We start from the raw sequence: 12,968 nt of genomic DNA, 5'->3' as shown, positions 1-12,968 counted from the left end.
GCGGCTCATCGGGTCGTCCCTGTAGAGCCCGATCTCGTCCGCCAGTTGCTCGGAGTAGACCCCCCAGCCCTCGATGAAGGCGCTGAAAACCATCAGGGAGGAGATGGTGTGCACCTCGCCCGGGCGCTCGGCCAGGTAAGCGCCCTGCCAGGCATGGCCGGGCAGCGCCTCGTGCATGGAGAGGCTGGCCAGGGTGTACTTCGGCCAGTTCGCGATATCGCTCAGGTTCACGTAGTAGATCGCCGGACGCGATCCATCGAGCGCGGCGTAGTTCATGTAGCCCAGGCCGGCGCCGGCCTCGATTTCCTTGGGCACCGGGCGGACCTGAACCGGCGCCTTGAGGCCCAGTCGTGACAGCTTGCCCATGTGCGGGCGAATGGCTGCGATGGAGCCTTCGATATAGGCGATGACCTCGCGCCGCCCGGCCTCGGTGTCGGGGAACAGGAATCTGGGGTCGCGGGTGAGCGCCCCCATCCGCTCGCCGACCGAGCCCTGGGTGAAGCCCTGCGCCCGCAGGATCTTGTCCATCTGGGCGTCGATCTCGGCGCCCTGGTCGAGCCCGGTCTTGTGGATCTCCGCGGCGGTCAGGTCGGTGGTGGTGTTGTACTTCAGGCTCCAGCGGAAGTAGTCGGCTCCGTCCGGGAACTTCCAGACCCCGGCGTCGTGCGTGGCCTTGGCCTGCAGGGCCTGGACAGCGGCGATCTGGCGGTCGAGCGCCGGATGGATCTTGTCGGTGACGATCGCGACGGCCCGGGCGGCGTAGTCGCCCAGGCCCTTGGCTTTGGCGCGGCCGCTGAGCGATGTGACGAGGCCGGTCTCCCCGGCCTTGGTCCCGCGCAACTCCGTGATCGTGCCCAGAGCCGTGGTCAGCAGGAAATCCGGCGGGACGACGCCTCGAGCGGCGGCGTCGGCCATGCGGGCGTTCTCCTGGTCGAGCGCCGTGGCGTACTGCTCGAGGCGCGCCAGATAGGCATCGCAATCGGCGCGGGTTTCGATCATGTGCTGGGCGTTCAGGAACTCACCGGTGTTGGCCACCGTCCCGTCCTGCTGGCTCACCACATAAGGGACCGCGAAGTCCTTGCCGTAGGCGAAGCGGCCGCCCTCCGCGCCCACCTCCTGGGAATAGAGCACGATGTCGTAGGTGGTCAGGTCTCGGCTGGAGAGGCTGGCGCGCGGGATCGCCCGCAGCCGGGTGGCGCGACCGGCATAGGCTGCGACCTCCCCGGCGCGACCGGCGGCCGAGACGTCATCGAGGCGGCCCTTGAGCGGAGCGCGGGCGCCGCCATCCATGCCGAGGCCCGTGGCGGTCAGCGGCGAAGCCGCGAGGATCTCGGCCACAAAGTCGTCCAGCAGGGCGGCCAGGCGGGGGTCGGTGGCGGGCTTGGCCTGCGCCCCAGCCTTCGTCGGGCCGCCGGCGTACAAGCCCATGGCGATCCCCGTCAGGACCACCCCTCTTCGGCTGGGGTGCGGTCGACTGGCCTTCATCGGCTTGGACTCCCGGAGGAAGAGCGGGATGCAACCCTAGACCGGCTCCCCAGCCACGCAATCGTGATTGCCGCGACGGCGTCAAGGGCCAGGCCGACTAAGGTCGCGGCGCCTCATAGGATGCCTTCTGCATCAGCAGTTGGATTTCGATCGTTAACACCACCATGCGACTCCGGCGCCGCTTGCCCGACTCTCGCCGGCAACCCACGTTGCGGCCATGAACGATCGCCCTTCGGGCGCCGCCCCTGCGCGGCTGGTGGCGGTGCTGGGTCCGACCAACACCGGCAAGACCCACCTGGCTGTGGAACGGATGCTGGGCCACGCTTCCGGCATGATCGGCCTGCCGCTCAGGCTGCTTGCGCGCGAGATCTACGACCGGGTGGTGAAACTGAAAGGCGCCCGGGCGGTCGCTTTGATCACCGGTGAGGAGAAGATCGTCCCGCCCAGGCCGGCCTATTTCGTCTGCACCGTCGAGGCGATGCCTCTCTCGGTGGAGGTGGAGTTCCTGGCCGTCGACGAGATCCAGCTCTGCGCGGATCCTGAGCGCGGCCACGTCTTCACCCACCGCCTCCTCCATGCGCGGGGCAGGGCGGAAACGATGCTCCTGGGCGCGGGGACGATGGCGCCCCTGGTGCGCCGCCTCCTGCCCCACGCTGAGATCCAAACCCGCGACCGGCTCAGCGACCTCAGGTACGCGGGCCCGAAGAAGCTGACCCGCCTGCCGCGCCGTTCGGCGGTCGTCGCGTTCTCCGCCGACCAGGTCTACGCCATCGCGGAGCTCATCCGCCGCCAACGCGGCGGCGCCGCCGTGGTGATGGGTTCGCTCAGCCCCCGCACCCGCAACGCCCAGGTCGCCCTCTACCAATCCGGCGAGGTGGACTTCCTGGTCGCCACCGACGCCATCGGCATGGGCTTGAACATGGACGTCGACCACGTGGCGTTCGCAGGCCTGCGCAAGTTCGACGGCAAGCGCACCAGGTTCCTGTTGCCGCAGGAGATCGGCCAGATCGCTGGACGCGCCGGACGGTATCTCCGGAACGGCTCGTTCGGGGTCACCGGCGAGGCCGACGACATGGATCCCGACCTCGTGGAGGCCGTCGAGAACCACCACTTCGAGGCGGTGACCGCGGCGGAGTGGCGCAACTCGAAGATGGACTTCACCGCCCTGCCGGCTCTCCTGCGCTCCCTCGCCAAGCTGCCCGACCGAGAAGGGCTGAAGCTGTCGGGCGAAGCCCTGGACGAGACCACCCTGAAGGCGCTGGCGCAGGACGAGACGGTGATCCTGCGGACCAAGGACAAGACCAACCTGATCCGCCTGTGGGACGTCTGCCAGACACCCGACTTCCGCAAGGTCGCGGCCGACGAGCATGTGGGCCTGGCCAAGGCCTTCTTCCTGGCTCTGACCGAACGCCGTCGCCGCATCGGCGAGGACTGGATCGACCGCCAGTACGAACACCTGGACCGCACCGACGGCGAGATCGACACCCTGGCGACCCGGCTGGCCAGCGTGCGGACCCTGGCCTACGTGGCCAATCGCCCCGACTGGCTGGCCGACCCCGGAGAATGGCAGGCGAAGACCCGAGCACTCGAGGATCGCCTCTCCGACACCCTGCACGAGAAGCTGATGGCCCGCTTCGTCGATCGGCGGACCAGCGCGCTGATGCGGGGCCTGCGGGTGCGCGAGGAGATGCTGGCCGGCGTGGCGGCGGACGGGACGGTGACGGTCGAGGGCCACTTCGTGGGGCGGCTGGCCGGGGTCAGCTTCGAGCCGGCCCGGGGCGCCAACCTGCTGGAGGAGAAGGCCTTGCGTGCGGCGGCCCAGCTTGCGGTGGGGCCCGAGATCGCGCGCCGGCTGGGCCAACTGGCGGCCGAGCCGGATGCGGCGTTCTCGCTGGCGCCGGACGGGACGGTGCTGTGGCGTGGCGAGGTCGCAGGCGTGCTGGCCGGCGGCGAGCCGTTCCGGCCGCGCGTGCGGCTGCTGGGCGAGATCGGCCCGGAGAGTGCGCGCCAGCGGGCGCAGCAGCGGCTGGAGGCCTTCGTCGCCGGCGAGGCCGGGCGCAGGCTCTCCGGGCTACGCAAGCTCGAGGGGGCCGTGGCGGAGGGCAAGGTCAAGGGCCTGGCCCGTGGGCTGGCTTTCCGGCTGGCGGAGGCCGGCGGCGTGCTGGACCGCGCCCTGGTGCGCAACGAAGTCCGCGCGCTCAGCCAGGTGGAGCGCCGGGTTCTGCGCGGCCTCGGCGTCAGGCTGGGGGCCTTCTCGGTATACCTGCCGCACCTGCTGCGGCCTGAGGCGCGGGCCCTGACCGAAGCGCTGGCCGGGCGCGAGGCGCCCGGTTGGCGGCCTCCCACCGACCGGCCCAGCCACCTCCCCGCCGCCCTGGCGCTGTCACCCCGCGTACTGGCCGCGTTCGGGCTTCGCGCCGTCCGCGGCCTTGCCGTTCCGGTGGAACAGCTTGAGCGGTTGGACGACCTGCTGCGCGCGGGGGTGAAGCAGGGCGGCGGGGTGGTCTTCTCCGACGAGATGCGCGCCGCGCTCGGCTGGAGTGACGATGAGGCCCGCACGATCCTGAAGGGGCTGGGCTTCGCCGCCATTACCCGCCCCGGCGACACCGCCACCGCCTGGCGCCGCCGCTTCGAAAAGGAGTTCGCCATCGAGCACCGGCCGATCGCCCCACACTCCCCCTTCGCCGCCCTGGCCGCCCTGCGCGGTGAGACCCCGCCGGCGCGCCGTCCCCGCCGTCGGCGCAAGGCCGTCACCAAGTGAGCGAGGCGGATGCGTGTCGCGCCGACGTCTGGCTCTGGCGCGCGCGCTTGTTCAAGACCCGCTCCGCGGCCGCCGATTTCCTGGAGAAGGGCCGCGTACGCCTCACCCGCACGGGCCAGGAACACCGCATCGACAAGCCCGCACGACCGGTGAAGGTTGGCGACCAGTTGGTGTTCGCCGTCGGTGGCAAGCTGGTGGCGGTGACGGTGGAGGCGCTGGGCGAGCGTCGCGGCCCCCCAGCCGAAGCGCGCACCCTATACTCGACGCTGGACACGGCCTGAGCCAAGGTGAACCCATGAACGACCGCCTGAGGGATGTCGCCGACGGGCGAGGGGACAATTCGGGCGGGGGCTGGTTCAGCCAGCGCGCCGGCCGCCGGGAGTACTGGCTGTGGGTCGGTCCACTGTTCGTGCTGATCCTGGCGCTCGGAGCCTACGGCAAGGTGGCCCTGGGCCTGCTCGCGGGCGTGGCCGTCCTGCTGATCTGGATCCGGCGGCTGCACGATCTTGGGCGGACGGGGTGGTGGGCGCCGGCCATCAACGTCGTCTCGAACCTGATAGCGTTCGGCCTGGTGTCGCTGTTTCCGGGCGGGGCCGGCGCGCTCATGGGCCTGGTCATCTACACCGGCGTGTTCATCGCCCTGGGCGTGCTGCCCGGCCAGCCGCACGACAACGCATTCGGACCGCCCCCCGGCAGGCCGCGCAAGGACCTCACCGATACCTTCCGGTGACGTCTATCCTCGCCTGCAGAATAACTGGGGCTCCTGGATCGTTCGCCAGCATTGACAAGCGGCCGCCGCGCCATGAAAAACCCGCGCTCCCTACAGTCGACGGGCCTGACCTCTTCCGATGACCTACATCGTCACCGACGCCTGCATCAAATGCAAGTACATGGACTGTGTGGAGGTGTGCCCGGTCGACTGCTTCTACGAAGGCGAGAACTTCCTGGCGATCAGCCCCGAGGAGTGCATCGACTGCGGGGTCTGCGAGCCCGAGTGCCCGGTGGACGCCATCAAGCCGGACACCGAGGACGACCCGGACGGCAAGTGGCTGCGCGTGAACTCCGAATACTCGAAGGTATGGCCGAACATCACTGTGAAGGGTGAACCGCCCGCCGACGCCGAAGCTTTCGAGCGCGAGGACGGCAAATTCGAGAAGTACTTCTCCGAGAAGCCGGGCCGCGGGTCCTAGGACTTTCCCGGGGGCCGCTGCCGGGCCGCCCAACCCTTTCATTCAGCTTGTTTTTGTGTTAATGTCACAGATGACACGACACTGAGGCGTCGCCCTCGTCGGTCTCAACAAGAAGAGCCGCCGGCCCAGGGCCGGAACGGGCGAAGGGTGTTCTAAGAGGTCTGTCTCCGCTTCACAGCGACATCGCCGCCGCGGGTCTCATTCGCGGGACGGGAACGGTTTTGTCGCTTCGCGGAGGCGTTTTGAGGTGAGCTCCGCGGGGTCCGCGGACGATTTGAAAGGTATCCTGCGATGAGCAAGAGCGGTCACGAGTTCTCGGTAGGCGATCACGTCGTGTACCCGGCCCACGGAGTTGGCCAGGTCCAGGGGATCGAGACCCAGGAAGTCGCCGGTCTGAAGCTTGAGGTCTACGTCATCACCTTCGACCACGAGAAGATGACCCTGCGCGTGCCCACCGCCAAGGCGCGCGCCTCGGGCCTCCGCGCCCTGGCCGAGACCGGGGTGGTCTCCAAGGCGCTCACCACGCTCAAGGGCCGCGCGCGGGTGAAGCGCACCATGTGGTCGCGCCGGGCCCAGGAGTACGAGGCCAAGATCAACTCTGGCGACCTCGTCTCCATCGCCGAGGTGGTGCGTGACCTGCACCGCGCCGAGAACCAGCCCGAGCAATCCTACTCCGAGCGCCAGCTCTACGAGAGCGCGCTGGACCGCATGGCCCGTGAAGTCGCCGCCATCGAGCGCATCGACCGCGACGCGGCGATCGCCATGCTCAACAAGTCGCTGGTGAAAACCCAGGCCGCGGCAGCCTGAGCCACCGGTCCACGCTCGAACGACAGAACGCCCGGCCTCGCGGCCGGGCGTTTTTCGTCAGCCCACGGGCCGCGCGCAACTGGTCAGGTTCGCGCCCCGCAAGTCGTCCTGCAGGGCCGTGTGCAGGCCGGTCAGCGTCGCGCTGATCTCGTTGACGTATTTGCGCGTCCCGTCCACGGCGGGGCTGTCGTCGTTGTAGGGGTTCTTCTGCGAGCTGCCGATCAGCGCCGTGGCGATGGCGGGAAGCCCCATGCGATCGACCTGGACGTAGGCCGAAGGCGCATCGGTGCGGAAGTTGAAGTTCGAGCCCGCCGCAGGCGGCGCCGGGGTCCCGTTCGGCGGCGCGAGATATGGGAAATCGGCGAGGAACGGCACATCGTTGGCCTGCGGGCCAAGCGGCAGCTTGGTCAGGGTGTCCGCTGGGTGCTTCGTCAGGTCGAGGAGAATCCAGGCGAGCTCGGTGTCGATGACCGAATCGGTCAGCCGCCGGCCGTTGGGGAACCCGGAGGGCTGGCGGAGATCGACCTTGATCGTGTCGGGCACGACGATATTGGCCACGCTGGGCTGGCCCGGCGCGATCGGCTGGTCGAGGCAGAGCTGCACGTTGAGGGGCGCGCCGGGAGGCGCGACGGTCGGTGGCGGAGGCGTCGGCGCCGGCGGACCGCCGCCCCCGCCGCCGCAGGCGGCCAGGGCGATCGGCAGGGCGAGGATGGCTCCGACCTTGAACGCGCGGGTCATGGCAGCCTCCCCCCGAAGCGAGCGGTTGTGGCCCAGATGTTCAGCTGCTGCCCGGTCTCGATGCGGCTGCGCGGGATCTGGAACACCACGGCGGTGTCATTCTGTCCGGTGAAGAAGCTGCGGCTGGACACGAACGATAGGTTGCCGCTCGACCGCGTCTCGCGGAAGCCCTGCAGGTCGAAGAAGAACGGGTCGTCGTAGAGGCCTGCGCGCACCAGGATGCCGTTGCGGGTCAAGGTCTGCTCGACTGGACCGACCAGCGGCGGGCCGCCGTCAGGCAGGCCGCTCACCTCGACGCCGACGTTGCCCGAGCTATCGCGGCCGAACCGGAAGCGCAGCTGCACCTCAGGGTCGGTGGGCGACCCTGCGTTGGACAGGTTGATCGTATAGAGGATGTCGCGGTCGTAGGTGGGCGGTCGTCCGGCCGGCTGCGGCCCCGCGAAGGTCAGGGCGATCACCAGGTCCGACGCGGTATGCCAAACATAGACATCGGCGATATCCGCTGGCGTGTCCGGTGCGGGATTGACCAGCGGATCAGTCCGCGAGGGCGAGTCGAAGTGGTCGGCAGCCACGGCCGGCCGTTCGGATGTCGATAGGGCCAAGGCGGCTGCGGAGAGCAGGCCAACTAAGGCGAAGGCGCGGTGTGATACGCTCACGGGAGCCCCCGGGGGGAAGGGTCAACAGGATGCATCGAGCCAGAATGTGGAGCCCGACCCGACGCAGCTTAACCCTATCGCCATAGACGCGCGCTGATCGAGTGGGATTCACCTATGAGGCATTACGATTCACCTGCTGGTTGTGCGCACGCCCCACCCGCGGTTTGCAAAGCTGCTGCCATGCGCTACCACCCGCGGCGCGTGGCCCGGTAGCTCAGCAGGATAGAGCAGAGCTTTCCTAAAGCCGTGAACCCGTCGCGGCCTGTCATTTCCTGTCGTTTATGGTCGCAGCCGTTCCCCTAGCTAGATCAGGGCTATTGGGCGACAAGCGCCGCCATGCGATAACAAAGAGCGTCAGCGATTTGTGACCTATTGGGGACCTTCGTTCCAAATAGGTCACAGACTCCGGGAGGCGCGGACAGCTTGGCGGCTGAGACATGGCGAACCCACGATTGACCACGAAGGCGGCTGAGGCCGCCCGGCCCATAAGAGGCCGGCAGGCCTCACACCGCGACGCCCAGGTTCCGGGATTGGAGTTGCGAGTGTCGCCGGGAGGCCGGAAGGTCTGGAGCTTCCGCTACCGGAACAAGGACGGCCGCCAACGGCGAATGTCGCTCGGCCTGTTCCCGGCGCTGGACCTGGGCGACGCCCGCGACAAGGCGTTCAAGGTGCTGGCGGCGTTGGCTGATGGCGCCGATCCGGCGAGCGATCAGCGCAAGGCCAAGGAAGCCGCCCGGAACCGCGACGTGCGCACCTTTGGCGATCTGGCGGACGCCTACCTAGAGGCCTGCAGAGCGGGCCAGTGGCGGCCTAAGAACAAGACCAAGCGCGCCAGCACGCTCGCGACGGAAACGGCGGTGCTCAAGCGTCATATCCGCCCGCGCCTCGGTTCGCTGGACCTGGGGGACGTCACCCGGCGCCGTGTCCGCACGCTGCTGTCGGACATGACGAAGGCCGGGATCGGCGCGCGTGCGAACAAGACGCACGCGATCATCCGGCAGGTCTGCGCCTACGGGATCAGCGAAGAATATCTGAGCCTGAACCCGGCGATGGGCTTTCCCCCGCCTGCCGATCAGAAGGCCCGCGCGCGCGTCCTGACCGATGCTGAGTTGCGCGAGTGGTGGGCCGCGCTGAAAGACCCATCAGAGCTTAGCCTACCGCTCACGAATGGCGAGACCGAGGCGGACGGAGTCACAGTCGGCCGCCCGATGCGGATCGCCCTGCAGCTCGCTACCTTGCTCTTGCAGCGGCGGGGCGAGATCGCCGGCATGGCGCTGGGTGAATTAAACCTAGAGGAAGCAACCTGGCTTATACCCGGCGAGCGGGCCAAGAACGGGAAGCCTCACCTTGTCCCGCTGCCCCCGCGCGCCGTTGAACTGATCCGCGAGGCCCTGGCGCTGGCTAAGGAGGGCCGCAAGGAAGCGCCTGCCCACGTGTTCCCGTCGCGCCACAAGCCCGGCCAGCCGTTCCGGCCCGACAGCCTCAGTCACGCCATGGCCGAGTTGACGCTGGCGCTGGGGATCGATGACGCGACCCCGCACGATCTAAGGCGCACCGGGTCAACGGCCCTGACCTCCGAACGCCTGGGGATCAGCCCGTTCATCCGGAGCAAGGTGCTCGGCCACGTGTCCGACGCTGGAGGTGGTTCGGCCGTGAGTTCCGCGCACTATGACGCCAACACCTATGCGGCCGACAAGCGCCGGAGCCTGGAGGCATGGGAGGGGCTCTTGCTGGAGATCGTCGGCGAGAAGACGAGGCCCTTCAACCTGACCCAGCTCAAGGCGACGCGCTAATGGCCATGTTCGGCCGAAACATCTTCCGTGACAGTGCGCGGAGGAGTGAAGAAGAACGCCTGAGTCGGGATTTCGTCGGGTCTGTGGCCGGCGTTCACTTTGACCTTCGCCACGGCGCCATTCCGGCGGGCAAGTGGGCCTGTCCACGACTCATTACAGAGCGCCCCCCGGGGCATCGGGGATTTTATGTCGCTGCGAATCCGGCGAGCAAAAACCTGTTCCAAGCGAGCCTAACAACCGACCTTGACGGGATCGCCCTCCGCACCGCCCGCAAGCACGGCTTGGATATCCTGTTCGTGGGGGATCGGGTGACGGTAACCAGCGCCACCGTCGTTGACCTCGCTGACGACGAAGCCTTCGCCCTCGCACCAGACCGCCACGCTGCCATCGTGCACCTCTTGGTTACCAGAGAAGGGGGTGCGCAGGAGGATCTTCAGCCCCTGTATATTTGGCCTCGGGGCAGTCAAGCGGCGTCCTACGACGGCGATACGCTAGCCCGCTTGGCCGATCGCATAGATAGCTTGGTTCGCGCGCCCCCGGAGCAATCCGCAGAACTGCGCAGCTTGGCGGAAGAGGTCAGCGATCTCAAACGGGAGATGGAGCTACTCCTCTGGGACAGCCGACGCGAGGCGACCAAGAATCACCTGGTGGGGCTAGCGGACGCGATGCCGGCAGTGAACCTCGGCCGCTTGGTGAATCTGGCTGCCTTGTATGGTTATCGGCAGGGGTGGGCAGAGGCGGCGCACGAAATGCGCCCACTTGCGCAACGATCGATCGAGCGCGCGAAGCAATCTCGAGATGCAGGGCGCGCCGGGCGCTACCCAGCGCGGGTGGAGTTCGCTGAAGACTATTGGGCGAGATATCCAACTGCGACCGCGTATAGGGTCGCGGTGGAGTTCAAGAAAGCAAAGGACGACCGCCTTACCACCGTGCAGTCCATCATCCGCTCGACAATGCCCTTTTGTCCCCCAACCTCACCCTCGTTCAAACCGACCGAAGGCGACCACCCGGGCACGTAGTCACACAGCGGCGCTTGGTTACTACCAGCACGACGTTCCGCGACTAACGGGATGCTTGAAAGCGACCGACCTTCAGCCCTGCCACGGCGCGTCATGTGACTCGCCGACAGACTGAAGGAACGGCAAATGCAAGCGATCGAGACGGCGCAATCGGCCCTCCGCGTCATCCCCCCCAAGGAAACGGCGGATCGGGCCGGAGTATCTGTCCGGACCCTGCAACGCATGGTCCGCGAAGGGCGGGCTGTAACGCCAGTTAAGGTCAGCGAAGGCCGGATCGGCTTTTTCGAACATGAGGTGCAAGCCTGGCTGGCCGCCCTCCCCCGCACGCGGGAGGCAGCCTGAGCCATGACCTATGATGAAAAGCCCGCCGAGCGTGGGCTCAACGGGCTTCCCGATGTTCAAAGTTTTGGCGGCTGTGAACACCCGGAAGCTACTCCTTCGCGTCGGTCGGCGCAAGAAACCGCACGGGCGGCCGAGGTCGCCAGCCGGCGTCATCATCTGATCGGTCGCCGCTGCGGCGGTGCAATCGCAAGAACCGAACTGGCTCTGGCCGAACACTATGGGCGCGTCGCTCGGCAGCACATGGGGGGGGCTCAGTGACATACCCCCAAACGCCAGGGTGGCGCGCCGGCTCTGCCGAAACCTCGCGGCTCGCGGCCGAGTTCGTCGCCCCGACCGCCGGCCGCATGATGGACCGTGCGGAGGACTATATCCGCGACCATGGCCCGGTCTCCCCCGAGGAGATCGCTGCCGCCATTGCGGCGCCCGGCGAGCGCCTCTTGCTCACGTCAGTTCGCGCTCGCGTCTGCCAGCTTCGCAACCTGGGCCGCATCGTGGACGCCGGGGCCGACAAACGCGGCCTCGGTGAGAGCGGCCGGGTGCGGGTGATCCGCTGGCGCGTGACGACGCCAGACGAACGGTCGCGGTGGGCAGCGCTCAAGGCCCTGGCCGATGAGAAGGGGCCGGGCGATGACGGGTAAGCCCCTGATCGTCGCCACGCTGGCCAAGAACGCCCGCGAGTCGGTGCGCGTGGCCCTGGACGAGTTCCGGGGCCACAACCTCCTAGACGTGCGCGTCGTGGTCCCGCTCGCCGCCCACGCCGCGACCCTCACCCCCACCAGCAAGGGTATCTCCGTCAATGTCGCCATGCTCCCGAGCCTACGGGCGGCGTTGGCCGTTGCTGAGGCCGAGGCGGTGGCGCTGGGGTGGCTCCCGGCGGAGGGCGCTTAGATGCCCAGGCACAACGCTACCGGCCGCTCAACGGGAGGGAGCGGCCACTTCGTCCAACTCCACCAATGGATGATGAACACTGCCGCCTGGCGCTCCCTCAGCCCGCAATGCCGGGCGGTCTACATAGAGGTCGCGCGGCTCTACAACGGCAGGAATAACGGCTACCTCGGCCTCGGCGCGAGGGACGCTGCAGACCGGGCGAATATCAACAAGGACACGGCCTGCAAGTGCTTCGCCACCCTGGTCGACGTTGGCTTTCTGGAAGCCGCACAGCTTGGCAGGTTCAACATGAACTCGCGCAGGGTCACGGAGTGGCGGCTGACGACCCACAAGTGCGATCGGACCCAGCAACTGCCCTCCAAGGCCTTCGCCCGTTGGAAGCCGGCAGATTCAAAACAACGTCCGAAACGAGGGGCAGGTAAGTCCGAAACGGAGGGACAGGTAAGTCCGAAACGGAGGGACAGCGACCCCCAACCTATGCCGTTTCAGTCCCTCGCCTTCGGACTATCGAAGGGGGATTGGCCAGTGCGTAAGTCCCTCGGTCTCGGACACATATACAATCTAGCCATGGGCCGGGTCGGGCTCAGCGCTCGGGACGGACCCGCTCGCGTAGCGCGCCCTCAATGGCGCCGTAGCGAGCGAGCGGGTCCGCGCACGGCATCCACCTCAGCCCCAATTCAACTCAACAGGAGACCGTGCACATGAGCCGGGCAAAGGCGAAGGCCGTTCCGACCGACGAACTGCGGGAGCCTACCAGTAGCGAAGCGGCCGCCATCCTGTCTGCAGTCCAATCGCGGGGGCGGCGGCCAACGCGGGTAACAATCGGTCTCAAATCGGGTGCCGACAAGGTCATGGCGATCAGCAATCCGCACACTGATAGCAAGGGTTGGGGCGCTCATCTGACCGACACGTTGGGCACGTCGTCATACGCGTTTTGCGACCAGGCGCTCCTGCGTCTGTTGAATGTAATTGCTGACGCGAACGCGGTGCCGACGGAAACCCAGGCCAACGCTGCGCTTGCGATGATGGGCGCCGTCGCACCGGCCAATGAGCTTGAGGCGGCCATGGGGGAGCAGATCATCGCTGCGCACCTGGCGAGCTTGGACTTCCTTCGCCGCGCGCGCCTGAACGCCGGCGAGTACCGAGACAGCGCCGTCGCCTATGGCAACCTCGCGACCAAGCTTAGCCGCACGATGGCGGTCCAGACCGAAGCGCTGGCGAAGCTTCGGAACGGCGGAAAGCAAACAGTCGAGGTGGTCTATGTCGATGCACGAGGCGGACGAAACAAC

General features: G+C 67.7%; 15 protein-coding genes. 12 read left to right on the top strand and 3 right to left on the bottom strand.

The window, feature by feature from the left end:
- A partial coding sequence (locus tag QZV94_RS17140) for a DUF885 family protein (RefSeq protein ID WP_293679359.1) occupies window positions 1-1,485 on the bottom strand: 1,485 nt, incomplete at its 3' end.
- 217 nt (window positions 1,486-1,702) lie between these two features.
- Between QZV94_RS17140 and QZV94_RS17135 the strand changes: the two genes are divergently transcribed.
- From QZV94_RS17135 to QZV94_RS17115, 5 genes are all read left to right on the top strand, one after another.
- The gene (locus QZV94_RS17135; RefSeq protein WP_293679357.1) at window positions 1,703-4,246 is read left to right on the top strand and encodes a helicase-related protein; all 2,544 of its coding nucleotides are present in this window, start codon (window positions 1,703-1,705) and stop codon (window positions 4,244-4,246) included.
- Window positions 4,243-4,527 carry an RNA-binding S4 domain-containing protein gene (locus QZV94_RS17130; RefSeq protein WP_293679355.1) on the top strand — a complete coding sequence of 95 codons (285 nt, stop codon included), beginning with the start codon at window positions 4,243-4,245 and terminating at the stop codon, window positions 4,525-4,527. Before QZV94_RS17135 ends, QZV94_RS17130 begins: the two co-directional genes overlap by 4 nt.
- Window positions 4,528-4,541: 14 nt before the next feature.
- Window positions 4,542-4,976 carry a DUF805 domain-containing protein gene (locus QZV94_RS17125; RefSeq protein WP_293679353.1) on the top strand — a complete coding sequence of 145 codons (435 nt, stop codon included), beginning with the start codon at window positions 4,542-4,544 and terminating at the stop codon, window positions 4,974-4,976.
- A 118-nt stretch (window positions 4,977-5,094) separates the two neighbouring features.
- Window positions 5,095-5,436 carry a ferredoxin FdxA gene (fdxA, locus tag QZV94_RS17120; protein ID WP_293679351.1) on the top strand — a complete coding sequence of 114 codons (342 nt, stop codon included), beginning with the start codon at window positions 5,095-5,097 and terminating at the stop codon, window positions 5,434-5,436.
- Between the two features lie 291 nt (window positions 5,437-5,727).
- Window positions 5,728-6,243 (top strand): CarD family transcriptional regulator, encoded by a 516-nt coding sequence (locus tag QZV94_RS17115; protein ID WP_293679349.1) that lies wholly within the window; start codon window positions 5,728-5,730, stop codon window positions 6,241-6,243.
- Between the two features lie 57 nt (window positions 6,244-6,300).
- Here QZV94_RS17115 and QZV94_RS17110 read toward each other — a convergent pair whose 3' ends face one another.
- Together QZV94_RS17110 and QZV94_RS17105 are read right to left on the bottom strand one after the other, a co-directional pair.
- Complete coding sequence (locus QZV94_RS17110) at window positions 6,301-6,981, bottom strand: DUF4331 family protein (RefSeq protein ID WP_293679347.1); 681 nt, start codon at window positions 6,979-6,981, stop codon at window positions 6,301-6,303.
- Window positions 6,978-7,637 carry a hypothetical protein gene (locus QZV94_RS17105; protein ID WP_293679345.1) on the bottom strand — a complete coding sequence of 220 codons (660 nt, stop codon included), beginning with the start codon at window positions 7,635-7,637 and terminating at the stop codon, window positions 6,978-6,980. Before QZV94_RS17105 ends, QZV94_RS17110 begins: the two co-directional genes overlap by 4 nt.
- A gap of 437 nt (window positions 7,638-8,074) precedes the next feature.
- Here QZV94_RS17105 and QZV94_RS17100 point away from each other — a divergent pair, with 437 nt between their 5' ends.
- From QZV94_RS17100 to QZV94_RS17070, 7 genes are all read left to right on the top strand, one after another.
- Complete coding sequence (locus QZV94_RS17100) at window positions 8,075-9,430, top strand: site-specific integrase (protein WP_293679343.1); 1,356 nt, start codon at window positions 8,075-8,077, stop codon at window positions 9,428-9,430.
- A complete protein-coding gene (locus QZV94_RS17095; protein ID WP_293679341.1) occupies window positions 9,430-10,449 on the top strand; it encodes a hypothetical protein in 1,020 nt (339 codons plus the stop codon). Before QZV94_RS17100 ends, QZV94_RS17095 begins: the two co-directional genes overlap by 1 nt.
- A 126-nt stretch (window positions 10,450-10,575) precedes the next feature.
- Window positions 10,576-10,791 carry a hypothetical protein gene (locus QZV94_RS17090; RefSeq protein ID WP_293679339.1) on the top strand — a complete coding sequence of 72 codons (216 nt, stop codon included), beginning with the start codon at window positions 10,576-10,578 and terminating at the stop codon, window positions 10,789-10,791.
- 3 nt (window positions 10,792-10,794) lie between these two features.
- Window positions 10,795-11,049, top strand: a complete 255-nt coding sequence (locus QZV94_RS17085) for a hypothetical protein (RefSeq protein ID WP_293679337.1) — start codon at window positions 10,795-10,797, stop codon at window positions 11,047-11,049.
- Entirely contained in the window at window positions 11,046-11,429 is a 384-nt protein-coding gene (locus tag QZV94_RS17080) for a hypothetical protein (RefSeq protein WP_293679335.1), read from the top strand. The genes QZV94_RS17085 and QZV94_RS17080 overlap by 4 nt, the downstream gene beginning before the upstream one ends.
- Window positions 11,419-11,679 carry a PC4/YdbC family ssDNA-binding protein gene (locus tag QZV94_RS17075; protein ID WP_293679334.1) on the top strand — a complete coding sequence of 87 codons (261 nt, stop codon included), beginning with the start codon at window positions 11,419-11,421 and terminating at the stop codon, window positions 11,677-11,679. The genes QZV94_RS17080 and QZV94_RS17075 overlap by 11 nt, the downstream gene beginning before the upstream one ends.
- Before the next feature lie 701 nt (window positions 11,680-12,380).
- The coding region (locus tag QZV94_RS17070; protein WP_293679333.1) for a hypothetical protein at window positions 12,381-12,968 on the top strand (588 nt) is incomplete at its 3' end.

Origin of the sequence: uncultured Phenylobacterium sp. (assembly GCF_902826855.1) — a bacterium.
Lineage (GTDB): Bacteria > Pseudomonadota > Alphaproteobacteria > Caulobacterales > Caulobacteraceae > Phenylobacterium.
This window is presented reverse-complemented; position numbering and strand designations above follow the sequence as displayed.